Origin of the sequence: Stenotrophomonas sp. JAG2 (assembly GCF_041080745.1) — a bacterium.
Taxonomy (GTDB): Bacteria; Pseudomonadota; Gammaproteobacteria; order Xanthomonadales; family Xanthomonadaceae; genus Stenotrophomonas; species Stenotrophomonas maltophilia_AA.
Window position 1 is genome coordinate 158,792 of sequence record NZ_JBEUMH010000001.1, and the last position, 16,848, is coordinate 175,639.

Consider the following 16,848-nt stretch of genomic DNA (forward strand, 5'->3'; position numbering starts at 1 on the left):
TCAGCGCTTTTCGAACACCGCGATGCTTTCCACGTGCGCGGTGTGCGGGAACATGTCCATCGCGCCGGCCGAGACCAGGGTGAAACCCTGCTCGTTGACCAGGTAGCCGGCGTCGCGCGCCAGCGAGCCCGGATGGCAGCTCACGTAGACGATCCGCTTGAACTGCTTCAGCGGCAGCTGCTGCAGCACTTCGATCGCACCCGAGCGCGGCGGATCCAGCAGCAGCTTGTCGAAGCCCTGGCGCATCCACGACGCCTGGCGCTGGTCCTGGGTCAGGTCGGCGGCATGGAACTCGGCATTCTCCAGGCCGTTGCGCACGGCATTCTCTTTGGCACGCGCCACCAGGCCGGGATCGCCTTCCACGCCGACCACGTTGCGCACGGTACGCGCCAGCGGCAGGGTGAAGTTGCCCAGGCCACAGAACAGATCGAGCACGCGCTCGTCAGGGCCGGCATCGAGCAGCGCGAGCGCGTGCGCGATCATCTGCACGTTGAGCTTGGCGTTGACCTGGATGAAGTCCAGCGGGCGGAACGCCAGCTCGACGTCCCACGGGGCCAGCTTGAACGACAGCGGTACTTCGGCCGGCCACAGCGGATGCACGGACTCCACGCCACCGGGCTGCAGCGAGATCGCGAAGCCGTGCTCCTGCCCGAAGGCGGTCCAGGCCGCGCGGTCAGCGTCGCTGAGCGGCTGCATGTGGCGGATGGTCAGGACGATCGCGTCATCGCCGGCGATGAATTCGATCTGAGGGATATCGCGTTTGCCATCGAGCGTTTCGATGAACTCGGACAGCACGCCGACCTTCATGCCGATCTCGGGAATGACCGTCAGGCACTGGCTCAGGTCCGCGACGAAACGCGGATCCAGCTCGCGGAAGCCGACCAGGGTCTTGTCTTTCTTCTCGACGCGGCGCACCGAGAAGCGGCCCTTGCGGCGGTAGCCCCAGCTGTCGCCGACCAGCGGCGGCAGCACGGTGCCGGGGCTGACGTGGCCGATCCGGGTCAGGTTGTCGATCAGCACGCGCTGCTTGGCCACGATCTGCTGCGACTCCTCCAGGTGCTGCAGCACGCAGCCGGCGCAGACGCCGAAATGCGGGCAGCGCGGGGTCACCCGCTGCGGCGAGGCCTGTACCACCTCGAGGGTCCGGGCTTCATCGAAATGGCGGTTGCGCGCGGTCGGTTCGGCGGTCACCACCTCGCCCGGCAGCGCGCCGGTGATGAAGGTGACCTTGCCACCCTCGCCGTCGCGGCGGGCAACGCCACGGCCGTCATGGCTGAGGTCGAGGATGTCGGTCTGGAAGGGGGTACGGTCGAGGCGGGAGCGGGTTCGGGCCACGTGGCAACAGGCTGCGGGCAAAAAGGGTGCGTATTGTCGCAGATACCAACTGCCAACTGACTTGCCGCCCGCTGAAACCGCTTGCAGGCGGAGCCTTCGCGTTTACTATGGAGGCAGCTGACATGGAGGCAGCCCATATGCAGATGACCCCGAGGGATCCCATGCCCCGATTCCTGCTCGTCGAGGACGACACCATCAGCCGCGGCTTCTTCAAGGCCGCGCTGGAAACCCTGCCGGCCCAGGTCGATACCGCCGATTCACTGGCCACGGCCATGGACCGCGCCCGCGGCAGCCAGCATGACCTGTGGCTGATCGACGTCAACCTGCCCGACGGCAACGGCACCCAGCTGCTGCAGGAGCTGCGCCGCTCGCGGCCGGACACCCCGGCGCTGGCGCACACTGCCGATGGCGATACTTCGATCCATTCGCGCCTGCGCGACGCCGGCTTCAGCGAAACCCTGGTCAAGCCGCTGAGCCGCGAGCACCTGCTCAAGGCGGTCCGTCGTGCGCTGGTGCATACCGCCGGCAGCCTGTCGGCCCCGCTCGACGCGGACGATGCCGACAGCCTGCGCCAGGATTGGGACGAGACCACCGCCCTGGCTGCGCTGAATGGGCAGCGCCACCACCTGATCGCCCTGCGCGAACTGTTCCTGGCCGAGTTGCCGGGGGTACGCGACGCCGTGGCCCAGGCCCTGCGCGAGGACGATGTACGGGCCCTGCGTGGGCAGCTGCATCGGCTGCAGGCCAGCTGCGGGTTCGTCGGCGCCGCACGCCTGGCGCGAGCGGTCCGCCAGCTGCACCAGGCCCCGGAATCCACCGGTGCCCAGGGCCGCTTCCGCGTCGCGGTCGACGCGCTGCTGCAGTAGATCCCCGGCGCTACGGGCGGCGCCGGGCCAGATCCTCGAGCATTTCCCAGGATTTCAAACCGCGTCCGCCCAGGTGGTGCATCAGCACCGCGCGCATCGGCCGGCGCAGGCTGCCCAGATCCTCGGGCCCGGGCATCGCATCGGCGGCCAGCGCCAGCAAGGCGCTGCCAGTCGCCGTGCCGCGGCGCTGATCGACACCGCGGTCGCTGAGCAGCCGACGCGGCCCCTCCTGCGGGTCCAGTTCGTAGCGCGCGGCCGGGTCGACCGGCTCGTCGTCGCTACCGTGCAGCAGATCGAAGCCGAAACCCAGTGCCTCCAGCAGATCGCGCTCGAAACGCCGCAGGGTCCAGGCCAAGGGCTCGCCATCGCGCAACCGCGCACGCACCTGCGCGTAGTGGTCGTAGAGCTCGGGCAGCGGGTCCTGGCGGGGTGCCAGCCGCATCATCAGTTCGTTGATGTAGAACCCGGCCAGCATCGCCTCGCCGGTCAGCCGCGGCGCGGCATCGAGCGCTTCGGCCCCACGCAGCTGGGCCAGTTCGCCCCGCTGCACGGCGGTCAGGCGGATCCACTGCAACGGCTGCAGGGCCGCGCGCAGCGCCTGGCTGCGCGGGCTGGAGACACCCCGGGCGAGCACCCCGATCCGGCCGTACTGCTCGGTCAGCACTTCAACCAGCAGGCTGGTCTCCCGCCACGCCCGGGCATGCAGTACGAACGCCGGCTCATCGTCGATGCGCATGACTCAACCGCCCGCGAAGGGAGGCATTACTCGTAGCCGAACGCCTTGAGCGCGGCTTCGTCGTCCGACCAGCCTTCGCGCACGCGGACCCAGGTTTCCAGGAAGACCTTGGCCCCGAACAGGCGCTCCATCTGCAGGCGCGACTTGGCCCCGATTTCCTTCAGGCGGGTGCCGGCCTTGCCGATCACGATCGCCTTCTGGCCTTCGCGCTCGACCCAGATCACCGCGCCGATGCGCAGCAGGTTGCCGTCTTCGACGAAGCGCTCGATCTCGACCGTGGTCGCATAGGGCAGTTCCTCACCGAGCTGGCGCATCAGCTGCTCGCGCACCAGTTCACCGGCCAGGAAACGCTGGCTGCGGTCGGTGATCTCGTCCTCGCCGAACATCGGCGGGGCTTCCGGCAACAGCTTCATCAGGTCGCGGACCAGCGACTCCAGGCCGTTGCGCTTCTGCGCGGAGATCGGATGCACGGCCGCGAACGTGCGGCCTTCGGTGACCTGCTGCAGGAACGGCAGCAGGGCGCCCTTGTCCTTCAGGCGGTCGATCTTGTTGACCACCAGCACCACCGGGATGCCCGAGTCGCTGAGCACGTTGAAGGCCAGGGTGTCTTCGTCATCCCAGCGGCCGGCTTCGATCACCAGCATGCCGGCGTCCACGCCCTCGAGCGAGCCGCGCGCGGCGCGGTTCATCACCCGGTTCATGGCGCGCTTCTGCGCACGGTGCAGGCCGGGGGTGTCGACCAGCACGATCTGGCCGTCCGGGTAGCTGGCAATGCCCAGCAACCGGTGCCGCGTGGTCTGCGGGCGGTTGGAGACGATGCTGACCTTGGCGCCCACCAGGGCGTTGGTCAGGGTGGATTTGCCGACGTTGGGGCGACCGATGACGGCCACGCTGCCGGAACGATGGGGGGTTGCTTCGTTCACTTGGAATCCAGTTGCTCAAGGGCGGCGGCAGCCGCTTGTTGTTCGGCCAGCCGTCGCGAGGCACCTTCGCCTTCGGTGCTGACAGCGGGGTCGGTTACGCCGCAGCGTACCCGGAAGGTCTTGGCATGATCGTCACCCGATTCTGACACCAGCTCGTACAGCGGCAGCGCCTTCTGTCGGGCCTGCAGCCATTCCTGCAGCCGCGTCTTGGGGTCTTTCTCGGGCTTGCCGGTGGCCGGCAGGGCCTGCATCGAGGCACTGAACCAGGGCAGCACCACCGTGCGGCAGGCGGCAAACCCGGCATCGAGGTAGATCGCGGCGACGACCGCCTCCAGAGCGTCGGCCAGTATGGAGTCGCGGCGGTGGCCGCCGGTCTTCATCTCGCCGGGCCCCAGGATCAGCCGCTCGCCCAGCTGCAGCTCGCGCGCGATCACCGCCAGCGCGCCTTCACGCACCAGCTCGGCGCGGGCACGGGTCAGCGCGCCCTCGTCGGCCTTGGGCCAACGTTCGTAGAGCGCCTGGGCCACCATCATGTTGACGATGCTGTCGCCGAGGAATTCCAGCCGCTCATTATTGGGCGTGCCGGCGCTGCGATGCGTCAGCGCCTGCTGGAGCAGGCCCGGATCGTTGAAGGCGTGACCGATCAGGTCACCGCGTTGGAAGGTCTTAGTCGGCACCGCGGAGAGTCAGATCCTGGTTTGTGTCAAATTTGCCCACGACATCAAGGTTGCCGATCAACGGACGACGTACTTCGTAGTTGACCTTCAAGTTCCAACCGCCATCGATGCGATCGAACTTGATATCAGAGGGCTTGAGGTTTTCGGAGTAGCTCATGTGAATGCGCTTGAAGAACAGCTCCTGGACCCGTGCCGGCTCCATGTTGGCCACGCCCGGCTCCTTGGCCAGGCTCTTCAGCGCCGTACGCACGGCGTAATACTCCTGATACATCGGGAACAGCTTCATGCCGATGTACAGGCCGAAGGCGACCACGATGAGCACCACCAGGAACGAGGTCAAGGTGATGCCGCGCTGCGATGTCCTGTTCTTCATTGCGTTCTCCCCAGATACGCGTGTGCCATGAATCAATGGATGGCCGTGCCGATCCGCGACGGTTCGAAGCCGTCCTTGCAGAACCAGCCCGAGCAGTTCAGCCAGATCAGGAATGCCTTGCCGCGGAGGTTCTCTTCCGGCAGCAGGCCCCAGAAACGGCCGTCGTCACTGTTGTCGCGATTGTCGCCCATCACCAGATACCTGCCGGCCGGGACGGTCCACTGCCCTTCGCCGCGGGCGTAATCGGTCTCCAGCACGGTATGCGTGCGGCCCGGCAGATGCTCGACCAGCAGCGAACTGCCTTCGCCTTGGCCGTTGTGGCCGGCGTACAGGCCCTTGTTGTCGTATTTGACCGGTTCGCCATTGAGGATCAGGCCGTTGCCCTGGAACTCGATCTGGTCGCCCGGCACGCCGATCACGCGCTTGATGAAGTTCTCGCCCTTGGCCGGATCGTTGTCCGAATGGCCCGGGAAGTGGAACACCACCACGTCGCCGCGCTTGGGCTCGCCGAACGGGATCACCTTGGCATTGTTCAGCGGCAGGCGCAGGCCATAGGAGAACTTGTTGACCAGGATGAAATCGCCGATCAGCAGGTTGGGCATCATCGAGCTGGACGGGATCTTGTACGGTTCGGCGATGAAGCTGCGCACCACCAGCACGATCGCCAGCACCGGGAAGAACGCCCGCGCGTAATCGACCATCACCGGCTCGGTGTCCAGCAGGCCGGCGCGCTGGGCGCGGCGCTTGGCGAAGTACAGCTTTTCGGCCAGCAGGATCAGGCCCGAGGCCAACGTCAGTACGACCAGGAGGAGCTCAAACAATTTCATGCAGTGTCCTTGGGAACGATTGCAGCGGTGTGGTGTGCCCCTGCGCGTCCGGCGACACCGATCCGGTGCCGCCCGCCGCTGCCGGGAAAGCCATCCGGCCTTACTTGTCCATCTGCAGCACGGCCAGGAAGGCTTCCTGCGGGATTTCCACGCGGCCGACCTGCTTCATGCGCTTCTTGCCTTCCTTCTGTTTCTCGAGCAGCTTCTTCTTGCGCGAAACGTCGCCACCATAGCACTTGGCCAGCACGTTCTTGCGCATCGCCTTGACCGTGGTGCGCGAGATGATCTGCGAGCCGACGGCGGCCTGGATCGCCACGTCGAACTGCTGGCGCGGGATCAGTTCCTTCATCTTCTCGCACAGCTCGCGGCCGCGGCGGTCGGCATGGCTGCGGTGCACGATCAGCGACAGCGCATCGACCTTGTCGCCGTTGATCAGCACGTCCACGCGGACGAACGGGCCAGCATCGAAGCGCACGAAGTGATAGTCCAGCGAGGCATAGCCACGGCTGACCGACTTGAGCTTGTCGAAGAAGTCCAGCACCACTTCGGCCATCGGCAGCTCATAGCTGATCTGCACCTGGCTGCCCAGGTAGTTGATGCCGATCTGGCTGCCGCGCTTTTCTTCGCACAGCTTGATGATGTTGCCGATGTACTCCTCGGGGGTGAGTACGTTGGCGCGGATGATCGGCTCGCGGATCTCATCGACCATGTTCACCGGCGGCAGCTTGGCCGGGTTGTCCATGTTGATGATGGTGCCGTCGGTCTTGAGCACTTCATAGACCACGGTCGGCGCAGTGCTGATCAGGTCCAGGTTGTACTCGCGCTCCAGGCGCTCCTGCACGATTTCCATGTGCAGCATGCCCAGGAAGCCGCAGCGGAAGCCGAAGCCCATCGCTTCGGAGCTTTCCGGCTCGAAGCGCAGCGCGGCATCGTTCAGGCGCAGCTTGTCCAGCGCTTCGCGCAGGTCCGGGTAATCCTCGGCATCGACCGGGAACAGGCCGGCGAACACGCGCGGCTGCATTTCCTGGAAGCCCGGCAGCGGCTTGGCGGCCGGATCGGCGGCCAGGGTCAGGGTGTCGCCGACCGGCGCACCGTGCACGTCCTTGATGCTGGCCGTCACCCAGCCCACCTCACCGGCGTTCAGTGCCGGCATCACCTTGCGCTTGGGGGTGAACACGCCGACGTTGTCGACCTGGTGATTGCGGCCGGTGGACATCACCTGCAGCTTGTCGCCGGCCTTGATCTGGCCCTGCATCACGCGCACCAGCGAGACCACGCCCAGGTAGTTGTCGAACCACGAGTCGATGATCAGCGCCTGCAGCTTGTCGGTATCGCGCGGCACCGGCGGCGGGATGCGATGCACGATCGCTTCCAGCACGTCGCCCACGTTCAGGCCGGTCTTGGCGCTGACCGCCACGGCGTCGGTGGCATCGATGCCGATCACGGCCTCGATCTCGGCCTTGGCACGGTCGATGTCGGCGGTGGGCAGGTCGATCTTGTTGATGACCGGCACCACTTCCAGCCCCTGTTCGACGGCCGTGTAGCAGTTGGCCACGGACTGCGCTTCCACGCCCTGGGCCGCATCGACCACCAGCAGCGCGCCTTCGCAGGCGGCCAGCGAGCGGCTGACTTCATAGGAGAAGTCGACATGCCCGGGGGTATCGATGAAGTTCAGGTGGTAGGTGTGGCCATCTTTGGCGACATACGGCAGCGAGACCGACTGGGCCTTGATGGTGATGCCACGCTCGCGCTCGATCGGGTTCGAGTCGAGCACCTGCGCCTCCATCTCACGGGCCTGGAGGCCGCCGCAAAGCTGGATGATGCGATCGGCCAGCGTGGACTTGCCGTGGTCGACGTGGGCGATGATGGAGAAGTTGCGGATGAACCGCATCGAATCAGAAGACATAGGTGGCGGCGGCGCGTCGCGTCGTCAGGATGACTGCGGATTATCGCATGGCCGGCCCGGTCCCGCGTGCGGCCGCCCGCGATTGGCGTGATCGGCCCGCCAGAAACGACCGGGCCCGCCGAAGCGGGCCCGGAAACGCAGGCGGGGCGGGGCTTACTGCCCGGCCTTGACCGCCACGAAGGCGCTGTTGCCGTTGGCGCGGATCAGCAGCATGACCACATCGCCCTTGGAGTAGCCGCCCAACGCCTTGTTCAGCGCGGCCACGCTGCCGACCGGGGTCCGGCCGACCTGCAGCACCACCAGGCCCGGCGACAGCCCGGCGTCACGCGCCGACTGGCCATTGACCCGGGTGATGCGCACGCCCTCGCCCGCCGACAGGCCCAACTGCTGGCGCTGCGGGGCGGTCAGATCGGCCACCTCCACCCCCAGCAGGGCATTGGCACCGGTCTCCGGCTTGGCCGTTTCCGCGGCCGGACGGGCCGGACCGCGCTCGGCGTCTTCGGCCAGCTCGGTGAGGGTGGCGGTGATCTCCCGCTCCTTGCCATCGCGCAGCACGCTCAGGCGCACCTTGCTGCCCGGCGGCAGCGCGCCGATGGCCGGCGGCAGATCGCTGAAGGTATTGATCGGGCTGCCGTTGACCGAGCGGATCACGTCCCCCGGCTCGATACCGGCCTTGAGCGCCGCGCTGCCTGCGACCACTTCGTTGACCAGCGCGCCGCGGCTGTCCGGCAGGCCCAGCCCCTGGGCCTTCAGGCCATCGATGGGGCCGACCGCCGCGCCGAGCTGGCCGCGGCTGACCCGGCCGGTCTTCTTGATCTGTTCGACCGCACCCATGGCCAGGTCGATCGGGATCGCGAAGCTGATGCCCATGTACCCGCCTGAAGCGGAGAAGATCTGCGAGTTGATGCCGACCACTTCACCGCGGGTGTTGAGCAGCGGGCCGCCGGAGTTGCCCTGGTTGATCGCCACGTCGGTCTGGATGAAGGGCACATAGCGCTGGTCCGGGCCGCCGGTGCTGCGGCCGACCGCGCTGACCACGCCGGCGGTGACCGAGTGGTCCAGTCCGAACGGCGAGCCGATCGCGACCACCCACTGACCCGGCTTGAGCGTATTGGAATCACCCACGCGCACCGTCGGCAGATTCTTGCCGTCAATCTTGAGCAGGGCCACGTCGTACTGCTGGTCGCTGCCGACCACCTTGGCGGTGAACTCACGACGATCACCGAGCTTGACCTTCACCTCGCTGGCATCGGCCACGACGTGGTGATTGGTCAACACGTAGCCGTCGGCGGAGATGATGAAGCCCGAGCCCATGCCGCGACCGCGGATGCTCGGGGTGCCGTCATCGGGGCCGTCCGCGCCCTGCCCCGGCATCTGGAAGTCCGGGCCGAAGAAACGGCGGAAGAACTCGGGCATGTCCTGGTCGGCCGGCCCGGCCATGCGGGCCTGGCGGTTGCTGCGCACGATGGTGGTCTCGACATTGACGACCCCCGGGCCCACCTGTTCGACCAGGTTGGTGAAGTCCGGCAGGCCGCTGACCAGCTGCGGTGCAGGCGCGCGCGGTGCAGCGGCCGCCGCCGGGGCGGCTGCGGTGGCCGGCGACGGCGACTGGGCGCAGGCCACCAGCGGGAGCGTCATGGCGACCAGCGCCAGGGCGTGGGTACGGATACGGGCGGTCATCAGACACGAACCTCCGGGTCAGGGAACAAAGGGGAGAACGCTCCGGCGCACAGGCCGGAGCGGAACGTCAGGGCGACGATGCTCAGTCGCGGTGCCGGCGCGCGGGTTCGGCCGACTCGGCCGACTCCTGCAGACGCGGCTCGAACGGATAGAACGCGGCCTGCGGGGCCTGCGTGGAGAAGCTCGCGTTGAGCGCGCCACCCGCGGCAGGGGCCAGGCTGGACCGCGGCCAAGGCTTGGCCTGCAGGCTGCCGACCTCACCGAACGGGAACTGCCGCGCGGTGGCTGCCGGCACGGCCGGGGTCAACGGCGCCTGGCTGGCGACCGCCCGCTGCGGTTCGGCACTGCGCTCGGCGGCGCTGCGCGCGGCCTGCTGGGTACGCGTGGCGCTGGCGCTGGCGCGGCGTGCAGTTGCCACGTCCTGGCGGCGGCTGGCCGCCGCCACGGCCGCGGCCGGCACTGCCGCCACGGCGAGTGCCTGTCCGGCGGCCGACGCCTCGGTCACCGGCGCCGCAGGCAATTCGGCCTGGCTGGCGATGATGGTGGTCGGCGCGTCCAGTGGTGCCGGCGCCGGCAACTGCTCGCGGGTCATGAACATCGCCACGGCCGCGACGGAGGCGGCCAACGCCGCACCGCCACCCCAGCGTCGCCATCCGCCGCGACGTTCCTGGCGGTCCGGGCCGCGCTCGACCCTGGCCTGCATTACCGGGGCCGGCTCCGACGCAACGGAGGCGCGCACACGGTCGGCGAAATCCACCGGGGCCGGCGCGCAGGCCTGCCCGCGCAGCACATCGCCGAGCATCTGCCAGCGTTCGTTGCAGCTCGACAGGGACTCATCGTGTTCCAGCCGACGCAGCATGAAACGGGCTTCATCGGCCGACAGCTCACCGTCGATCAACGACGACAACTGCTGCCGGTAATGGGCGTCGAATTTATCGGGGGACGCGCCCCGGGAAGCATCATTGGACATATCGTGGCTCATGCGCGGCTCTTCTCGCGGGTGGCGCTGCCCACATCGAGCAGCGGCCGGAGTTCAGTGTCGATCGCCTCGCGGGCACGGAAGATCCGCGACCGCACGGTGCCGATCGGGCACCCCATCTTCTGCGCGATTTCGTCATAACTCAGGCCCTCCACCTCGCGCATGGTGATGGCCGAGCGCAGTTCTTCAGGCAGTGCGGAGACCGCCTTCATCACCGTCTGCTCCAGCTCCTGGCGCATCAACTCGCGCTCGGGCGTGTCGGTGTCGCGCAGGCGCGTGCCGCTGTCGTACTGCTCGGCGTCCCCGATCTCGATGTCATCGGTGGGCGGGCGGCGGTTGTGGGCGGCGAGATGGTTCTTGGCAGTGTTCACGGCGATCCTGTGCAGCCAGGTATAGAACTGGGCGTCGCCCCGGAAACTGCCGATCGCGCGATACGCGCGGACGAAAGTGTCCTGGGCCACGTCCTGACATTCACTCCAGTCCGCGATGTAGCGCCCGATCAGCGCGATGATCCGATGCTGGTACTTGCGTACCAGGACATCGAACGCCGCGCTCTCGCCACGCTGCACACGTCGGACCAGTTCCAGGTCCAGCTCCTGTGGTGTTTCAACCTCGGCCATGGGGGGCCGCACTCCTGTCAGCCCAACCGACGTCGGGCAATGAGACTGCCAATCCCGGGAAAAGTTCAGCGCGCGATCACACCGCGCCGCACCAGCTTTTAACCACCGTTCCGTTAAGGTTTCCGATCCAGGCAATGGATCGACGGCTTCTCTCCCCCAGCTATAGGGATTTGACGGGGAGGAAACAACCTCTGGATCATAGCCCCCTTCTCCATACACAACCGGATGGAACGTTCCCATGCTCTCAGGCTTCGATGGGCTCCGCTTCTCGCATTGGCACCCGCAGATCCGTGACGATGGCGTCGTCGTGCTCAGCCTCGACCGCCAGGACAGCAGCGTCAATGCCATGTCGCAGGACGTGCTGCTCGAACTGGGCGACCTGATCGAGCGGATCGCGATGGACCCGCCCAAGGCGGTGGTGATCCAGTCGATCAAGGCGGCCGGCTTCATCGCCGGAGCGGACCTGAAGGAATTCCAGGAATTCGACCGCCGCGGCACCGTCAATGACGCAATCCGCCGTGGCCAGAGCACCTACCAGAAGCTGGCCGAGCTGCCCTGCCCGACCGTCGCCGCGATCCACGGCCATTGCCTGGGCGGCGGCACCGAGCTGGCCCTGGCCTGTCGTTACCGCGTGGCATCCAACGATCCCTCCACCCGGATCGGCCTGCCGGAGACCCAGCTGGGCATCTTCCCGGGCTGGGGCGGCAGCTCGCGCCTGCCGCAGCTGGTCGGCGCACCGGCCGCGATGGACATGATGCTGACCGGCCGCAACCTGTCGGCCTCAGCCGCACGCAACATCGGCCTGGTCGACAAGGTCGTCGCACCGGCCGTGCTGCTCGATACCGCCGTGTCGCTCGCGCTGAAGGGCACCACCCGCCCGTTCAAACAGCGCGCGACCGCCTGGATCACCAATACCTGGCTGGCCCGCAGGCTGCTCGCCCCGCAGATGGCCAAGCAGGTCGCCCGCAAGGCGCGCAAGGAGCATTACCCGGCGCCGTACGCGCTGATCAACACCTGGGCACGCACCGGCGGCAGCCCGATCCAGACCCGTCTGGATGCCGAACGCCGTGCCGTGGTCAAGCTGGCCGGCACCCCGACCGCCCGCAACCTGATCCGCATCTTCTTCCTGACCGAACGCCTGAAGGCCCTCGGCGGCAAGGACCACGGCATCCAGCACGTGCACGTCGTCGGTGCCGGTGTGATGGGCGGTGACATCGCGGCGTGGTCGGCCTACAAGGGCTTCAACGTGACCCTGCAGGACCGCGAGCAGCGCTTCATCGACCCGGCCATGGAACGCGCGCAGGCGCTGTTCGCCAAGCGGGTGAAGGACGACAGCAAGCGCCCGGCCGTGGCGGCACGCCTGAAGGCGGATCTTGCCGGCGAGGGCGTGGCCCAGGCGGATCTGGTGATCGAAGCCATCATCGAGAACCCGGAGGCCAAGCGCGAGTTGTACCAGTCGCTGGAGCCGAAGATGAAGGCCGATGCGCTGCTGACCACCAACACTTCCTCGATCCCGCTGGACGAACTGCGCGACCACATCCAGCGTCCGGCGCAGTTCGCCGGCCTGCATTACTTCAATCCGGTCGCGCAGATGCCGCTGGTGGAAATCATCCATCACGACGGCATGGCGCCGGAGACCGAGCGCCGCCTGGCCTCGTTCTGCAAGGCGCTGGGCAAGTTCCCGGTACCGGTCGCCGGCACGCCCGGCTTCCTGGTCAACCGCGTGCTGTTCCCGTACATGCTTGAAGCCGCCACCGCGTATGCCGAAGGCGTCCCGGGCCCGGTGCTGGACAAGGCCGCGGTCAAGTTCGGCATGCCGATGGGCCCGATCGAACTGCTCGACACCGTCGGCCTGGATGTGGCGGCCGGCGTGGGCAAGGAACTGGCGCCGTTCCTCGGCCTGCAGGTGCCGGCCGCACTGGCGACCGTGGAACAGGGCAAGCGCGGCAAGAAGGACGGCCAGGGCCTGTACAAGTGGGAGAACGGCCGCGCGCAGAAGCCGGACGTCCCCGCCAACTACGAGGTGCCGGCCGATCTGGAGGACCGCCTGATCCTGCCGCTGCTCAACGAAGCGGTGGCCTGCCTGCACGACGGCGTCGTCGCCGATGCCGACCTGCTCGATGCCGGCGTGATCTTCGGCACCGGTTTCGCCCCGTTCCGCGGCGGCCCGATCCAGTACATCCGCGCCACCGGTGCCGACGCCCTGCTCGAACGGCTCAAGGTCCTGCAGCAGCGCCATGGCGACCGTTTCGCGCCCCGCCCGGGCTGGGATTCGCCGGTACTGCGCGAACCGGTGATCTGAGGATCGCCGTGACCTGAAACGACGACGCCACCGCAGGGTGGCGTTGTTGTTTCCGCCGCCGGCGTGCAACCAGAACACCCTGTTACCGATACAGGCCTCCCACCCCCACACCCCGCATGCGATCCTCCCGCTCTGTCCCCGCCAGCGAGACCGCCCGCATGACGACCATCATCGCCCCCCGCATCCATGACATCGGTGGCCTGCAGGTGCGCCGCGCCGTGCCGACCCTGCAGGCGCGCAGCGTCGGCCCCTTCGTCTTCGTCGACCAGATGGGCCCGGCCGTGCTCTCCCCCGGCACCGGCATCGACGTGCGCCCGCACCCGCACATCGGCCTGGCCACCGTCACCTTCCTGTGGTCCGGCGCCATCGGCCACCGCGACACGCTCGGCTCGGACCAGGTCATCCGCCCCGGCGACGTCAACTGGATGACCGCCGGCCGCGGCATCGCCCACTCCGAACGCACGCCTGCCCTCGAGCGCGAACACGACCATCCGCTGCACGGCATGCAGACCTGGCTGGCGCTGCCGAAGAGTGCCGAAGAGACCGATCCCGCGTTCTACCACCATGCCGCCGACACCCTGCCCCAGCAGCGCCGCAACGGTGCGTGGCTGCGCGTCATCGCCGGCCGCGCGTACGGCGAAGAATCCCCGGTCAAGGTGTTCGCCGATACCCTCAACGTCGCCATCGATCTCGACGCCGATGCGGAGATCGACCTGGATACCGGCCACGCCGAGCGTTCGCTGTACATCCTCGAAGGCCAGGCCCAGCTCGATGGCGTGGACGTTCCCGCCCAGCACCTGATCATTCCCGAACCCGGCGCCCGCGGCCGCCTGCGCGCCAAGACCCCGATCAAGGCGATGCTGATGGGCGGCGAGCCACTCGATGGCCCGCGCCATCTCTGGTGGAACTTCGTCTCCAGCTCCACCGAGCGGATCGAGCAGGCCAAGCACGACTGGGAATCCGGCCGCTTCGGCACGATTCCGGGCGACGACAAAGAGTTCATTCCGCTGCCCGCGTACTGAGCCGCACACCCGGCGGCCAACCGTTCGTCGGGTCTTGACGTGGTCGTCACCCCGATGAACCCCGATTCAGCTACGTTGCGCCTGCCCACCCCGGGCATAACGTGGAGCACATCGATGAGCATGGGCAAGCGTCTGGCCGCCGAGTTCCTGGGCACGTTCTGGTTGGTATTGGGTGGGTGTGGCAGCGCGGTGCTGGCCGCCAGGTTCGGCGGCGACGGCAATCCGCTGGGGATCGGTTTCGTGGGCGTCGCGCTGGCCTTCGGCCTGACCGTGCTGACCGGCGCCTATGCGTTCGGGCATGTCTCCGGCGCGCACTTCAATCCAGCGGTCAGCGTCGGCCTGTGGGCCGGCGGCCGCTTCCCGGCCCGTGACCTGCTTCCCTACATCGTCGCGCAGGTGCTCGGCGGTGCGCTGGCCGGCTTCATCCTGCTGCAGATCGCCTCCGGCGCGCCCGGCTTCCAGATCGATGGCAGCCAGGCCGGCGCATTCGCCAGCAACGGGTATGGCGCACTCTCACCGGGAGGCTACAGCGTCGCGGCCGCGTTCCTGTGCGAAGTGGTGCTGACCGCCTTCTTCCTGATCGTCATCATGGGCTCGACCCACGGCAACGCACCGGCGGGCTTTGCTCCGATCGCGATCGGCCTGGCCCTGACCCTGATCCACCTGATCAGCATTCCGGTCACCAATACCTCGGTCAACCCGGCCCGCTCCACCGCCGTGGCCCTGTTCGCGGGCAGCGGTGCGCTGAGCCAGCTCTGGCTGTTCTGGCTGGCGCCGCTGCTGGGCGGCCTGATCGGCGGCATCGTCTACAAATGGATGGGGGCCGCACCCCGCTGAGGATCCGGCCGGGCGGCCGCGCGCTGCCCGGCACCCCGGTGGAGAAAGATTCACCAGAAACCGTTATTTGTACACTGAGTCACATTCCGTTAAGGTCCGGGTCACTCGTCCGACACTGACGGCAGCGAGTCATCCGGTACGCGCGCGGGGAATGCGCCACCACGGCCTGGGTTGTCAACGGCCGCCGGAATGCCTGTCAGCGATGGACGCGATCATCGACCCTGGGGGAACCATGAACGTCCTGCGCGCTGTCGTGTGTGTGTGTCTGTCGATGTCTGCCGGCGCCGTTGCGGCGCAATCCACCAGCGAATGTCCGTCCCTGCCCGCCAGCAGCGGCCTGCAGTGGCAGGAACTGGCCCAGCGGGATCTGATCCTGTGCAAGGCCAGGACCGCCGATGGGCGTGAAGTGCTCAGCCTCACCATGAGCGCCCGCAACCCCGAGCTGCCGTTGAACCGCGCGCTGCGCCAGGAAAAAGGCAGCTTCGCGGGTGAAACGCTGTACTGGTACCAGCCCGACCTGGGCGGCCAGAAACCGCCGGGCTACGACACCCGCCGCATTACCGTGGTGAAGTTCGACAAGAACCGCTTCGCGCAGATTGCGTTGTACGCGGGCGACAGGAGCGAACTGGGTTCGCTGCAGTCGCTTGCGCAGGGCATGAACCTGACGCCCTCGGCTGTCGCCGCCGGGCGCTGAGGAAGAGGACGGGACGGTGCACCGCCCTCATCCCGTCCTCCATGGCAGCGCCGGCCGCTGGCCGGCGCCTCCTACACCGTCAGGTGTCATGCGGTTGCCGGCCTGCGACCGGCGCCCACGTGCCTCAGAAGCGGCCTTCCTGGAAATCCACGAAGGCCTGCATCAGCTCCTGCTTGGTGTTCATCACGAACGGACCGTGCCGCATGACCGGCTCGCGCAGCGGGCGGCCCGCCACCAGGATCAGCCGCGCACCGGTTTCGCCTGCGCGCAGCGCCAACTGCTCACCGCCGCCCAGCACCGCCATTTCCTGCTTTGCTACCGGGCGCGCATCGTCGCCCTCGCCGATCTCCAGTCCCCCTTCGAACACGTAGGCAAACGCGTTGTGGCCATCGGGCAGCGTGTAGCTCCAGCCCGCGCGCGCCTCCAGGGTGATGTCCAGATACACCGGGTCGGTGGCCGGCTGCACGATCGGCCCGACGGTGTCACCCACCTGCCCGGCGATCACCTTGACCTGCACGCCCTCGGCCGGCGCCGTCACCGGGATATGGTCCGGCGCGAACTCCTGGTATTTCGGATCCGTCATCTTGTCGCGCGCCGGGAGGTTCACCCACAGCTGGAAACCGCGCATCTGGCCGGATTCCTGCTCGGGCATCTCCGAGTGGATCAGGCCGCGTCCGGCGGTCATCCACTGCACGCTGCCCGGCGTGAGCAGGCCCTCGTTGCCGTGGTTGTCCTTGTGCCGCATCCGGCCGTCGAGCATGTAGGTGACGGTCTCGAACCCACGGTGCGGATGGCTGGGGAAGCCGGCGATGTAGTCCTCGGCACGGTCCGTGCCGAATTCATCCAGCAGCAGGAACGGATCCAGGTCGGGCAGCGACGGCCCACCGATGACCCGCGTCAGGCGGACGCCGGCGCCATCGGAGGTGGCCATGCCACGGATGGTGCGCAGCACGCGCACCGGGGTTGGGCTGCTCATGGTGACTCCAGGGTCGGTGATCTATCGACAAGATGGCCTCGCCGGCCCCGCCGGCCAACCGTCATGCCCGCAACCGATTGTTCCAAGCGTGATGT

16 protein-coding genes are annotated in these 16,848 nt (G+C 67.7%); 5 read left to right on the forward strand and 11 right to left on the reverse strand.

The features are described 5' to 3' along the window. The gene (rlmD, locus tag AB9O74_RS00745) at window positions 1-1,335 is read right to left on the reverse strand and encodes a 23S rRNA (uracil(1939)-C(5))-methyltransferase RlmD (protein WP_176989194.1); all 1,335 of its coding nucleotides are present in this window, start codon (window positions 1,333-1,335) and stop codon (window positions 1-3) included. Window positions 1,336-1,472: 137 nt separating this feature from the next. Here rlmD and AB9O74_RS00750 point away from each other — a divergent pair, with 137 nt between their 5' ends. Further along, window positions 1,473-2,201 (forward strand): response regulator, encoded by a 729-nt coding sequence (locus AB9O74_RS00750; RefSeq protein WP_369348081.1) that lies wholly within the window; start codon window positions 1,473-1,475, stop codon window positions 2,199-2,201. 10 nt (window positions 2,202-2,211) lie between these two features. Here AB9O74_RS00750 and recO read toward each other — a convergent pair whose 3' ends face one another. From recO to rpoE, 9 genes are all read right to left on the reverse strand, one after another. Next, on the reverse strand, window positions 2,212-2,937 hold the full coding sequence (gene recO / locus AB9O74_RS00755; RefSeq protein ID WP_346492424.1) for a DNA repair protein RecO: 726 nt from the start codon (window positions 2,935-2,937) through the stop codon (window positions 2,212-2,214). A 26-nt stretch (window positions 2,938-2,963) separates the two neighbouring features. After that, window positions 2,964-3,860, reverse strand: coding sequence for a GTPase Era (era, locus tag AB9O74_RS00760; RefSeq protein ID WP_176989192.1), 897 nt, complete (start codon window positions 3,858-3,860; stop codon window positions 2,964-2,966). Beyond that, the gene (gene rnc, locus AB9O74_RS00765) at window positions 3,857-4,537 is read right to left on the reverse strand and encodes a ribonuclease III (RefSeq protein ID WP_369348082.1); all 681 of its coding nucleotides are present in this window, start codon (window positions 4,535-4,537) and stop codon (window positions 3,857-3,859) included. Before rnc ends, era begins: the two co-directional genes overlap by 4 nt. After that, on the reverse strand, window positions 4,527-4,910 hold the full coding sequence (locus AB9O74_RS00770; RefSeq protein ID WP_176989190.1) for a DUF4845 domain-containing protein: 384 nt from the start codon (window positions 4,908-4,910) through the stop codon (window positions 4,527-4,529). The genes rnc and AB9O74_RS00770 overlap by 11 nt, the downstream gene beginning before the upstream one ends. Window positions 4,911-4,942: 32 nt before the next feature. Next, complete coding sequence (lepB, locus tag AB9O74_RS00775; RefSeq protein WP_176989189.1) at window positions 4,943-5,737, reverse strand: signal peptidase I; 795 nt, start codon at window positions 5,735-5,737, stop codon at window positions 4,943-4,945. A 100-nt stretch (window positions 5,738-5,837) separates the two neighbouring features. Beyond that, window positions 5,838-7,628 (reverse strand): translation elongation factor 4, encoded by a 1,791-nt coding sequence (gene lepA, locus AB9O74_RS00780; protein WP_369348239.1) that lies wholly within the window; start codon window positions 7,626-7,628, stop codon window positions 5,838-5,840. A 168-nt stretch (window positions 7,629-7,796) separates the two neighbouring features. Next, window positions 7,797-9,323, reverse strand: coding sequence for a DegQ family serine endoprotease (locus AB9O74_RS00785; protein WP_369348083.1), 1,527 nt, complete (start codon window positions 9,321-9,323; stop codon window positions 7,797-7,799). Between the two features lie 82 nt (window positions 9,324-9,405). Further along, window positions 9,406-10,305 carry a sigma-E factor negative regulatory protein gene (locus AB9O74_RS00790; RefSeq protein WP_369348084.1) on the reverse strand — a complete coding sequence of 300 codons (900 nt, stop codon included), beginning with the start codon at window positions 10,303-10,305 and terminating at the stop codon, window positions 9,406-9,408. Continuing rightward, window positions 10,302-10,922, reverse strand: a complete 621-nt coding sequence (gene rpoE / locus AB9O74_RS00795; protein WP_176989186.1) for an RNA polymerase sigma factor RpoE — start codon at window positions 10,920-10,922, stop codon at window positions 10,302-10,304. Before rpoE ends, AB9O74_RS00790 begins: the two co-directional genes overlap by 4 nt. 238 nt (window positions 10,923-11,160) lie before the next feature. Between rpoE and AB9O74_RS00800 the strand changes: the two genes are divergently transcribed. The 4 genes from AB9O74_RS00800 to AB9O74_RS00815 all read left to right on the forward strand — a co-directional run bounded on the left by AB9O74_RS00800 (window position 11,161) and on the right by AB9O74_RS00815 (window position 15,777). After that, window positions 11,161-13,224: a 3-hydroxyacyl-CoA dehydrogenase NAD-binding domain-containing protein gene (locus AB9O74_RS00800; RefSeq protein ID WP_369348085.1), complete on the forward strand. Its 2,064-nt coding sequence runs from the start codon at window positions 11,161-11,163 to the stop codon at window positions 13,222-13,224. A gap of 158 nt (window positions 13,225-13,382) precedes the next feature. After that, window positions 13,383-14,246: a pirin family protein gene (locus AB9O74_RS00805; protein WP_369348086.1), complete on the forward strand. Its 864-nt coding sequence runs from the start codon at window positions 13,383-13,385 to the stop codon at window positions 14,244-14,246. A 114-nt stretch (window positions 14,247-14,360) separates the two neighbouring features. Further along, the gene (aqpZ, locus tag AB9O74_RS00810) at window positions 14,361-15,083 is read left to right on the forward strand and encodes an aquaporin Z (RefSeq protein WP_176989183.1); all 723 of its coding nucleotides are present in this window, start codon (window positions 14,361-14,363) and stop codon (window positions 15,081-15,083) included. A gap of 271 nt (window positions 15,084-15,354) precedes the next feature. Then, on the forward strand, window positions 15,355-15,777 hold the full coding sequence (locus AB9O74_RS00815; RefSeq protein WP_369348087.1) for a hypothetical protein: 423 nt from the start codon (window positions 15,355-15,357) through the stop codon (window positions 15,775-15,777). A 124-nt stretch (window positions 15,778-15,901) separates the two neighbouring features. Here AB9O74_RS00815 and AB9O74_RS00820 read toward each other — a convergent pair whose 3' ends face one another. Then, entirely contained in the window at window positions 15,902-16,753 is an 852-nt protein-coding gene (locus AB9O74_RS00820) for a pirin family protein (protein WP_346478677.1), read from the reverse strand. Window positions 16,754-16,848 lie beyond the last annotated feature (95 nt).

What these genes read in the sequence shown, in the direction of transcription:
- AB9O74_RS00820 (WP_346478677.1), bottom strand. Translation starts at nt 16,753, where the DNA reads ATGAGCAGCCCAACCCCGGTGCGCGTGCTGCGCACCATCCGTGGCATG.
- AB9O74_RS00785 (WP_369348083.1), bottom strand. Translation starts at nt 9,323, where the DNA reads ATGACCGCCCGTATCCGTACCCACGCCCTGGCGCTGGTCGCCATGACG.
- AB9O74_RS00805 (WP_369348086.1), top strand. Translation starts at nt 13,383, where the DNA reads ATGACGACCATCATCGCCCCCCGCATCCATGACATCGGTGGCCTGCAG.
- AB9O74_RS00790 (WP_369348084.1), bottom strand. Translation starts at nt 10,305, where the DNA reads ATGAGCCACGATATGTCCAATGATGCTTCCCGGGGCGCGTCCCCCGAT.
- AB9O74_RS00800 (WP_369348085.1), top strand. Translation starts at nt 11,161, where the DNA reads ATGCTCTCAGGCTTCGATGGGCTCCGCTTCTCGCATTGGCACCCGCAG.
- rpoE (WP_176989186.1), bottom strand. Translation starts at nt 10,922, where the DNA reads ATGGCCGAGGTTGAAACACCACAGGAGCTGGACCTGGAACTGGTCCGA.
- AB9O74_RS00815 (WP_369348087.1), top strand. Translation starts at nt 15,355, where the DNA reads ATGTCTGCCGGCGCCGTTGCGGCGCAATCCACCAGCGAATGTCCGTCC.
- AB9O74_RS00750 (WP_369348081.1), top strand. Translation starts at nt 1,473, where the DNA reads ATGCAGATGACCCCGAGGGATCCCATGCCCCGATTCCTGCTCGTCGAG.
- AB9O74_RS00770 (WP_176989190.1), bottom strand. Translation starts at nt 4,910, where the DNA reads ATGAAGAACAGGACATCGCAGCGCGGCATCACCTTGACCTCGTTCCTG.
- recO (WP_346492424.1), bottom strand. Translation starts at nt 2,937, where the DNA reads ATGCGCATCGACGATGAGCCGGCGTTCGTACTGCATGCCCGGGCGTGG.
- lepA (WP_369348239.1), bottom strand. Translation starts at nt 7,628, where the DNA reads ATGCGGTTCATCCGCAACTTCTCCATCATCGCCCACGTCGACCACGGC.
- lepB (WP_176989189.1), bottom strand. Translation starts at nt 5,737, where the DNA reads ATGAAATTGTTTGAGCTCCTCCTGGTCGTACTGACGTTGGCCTCGGGC.
- aqpZ (WP_176989183.1), top strand. Translation starts at nt 14,361, where the DNA reads ATGAGCATGGGCAAGCGTCTGGCCGCCGAGTTCCTGGGCACGTTCTGG.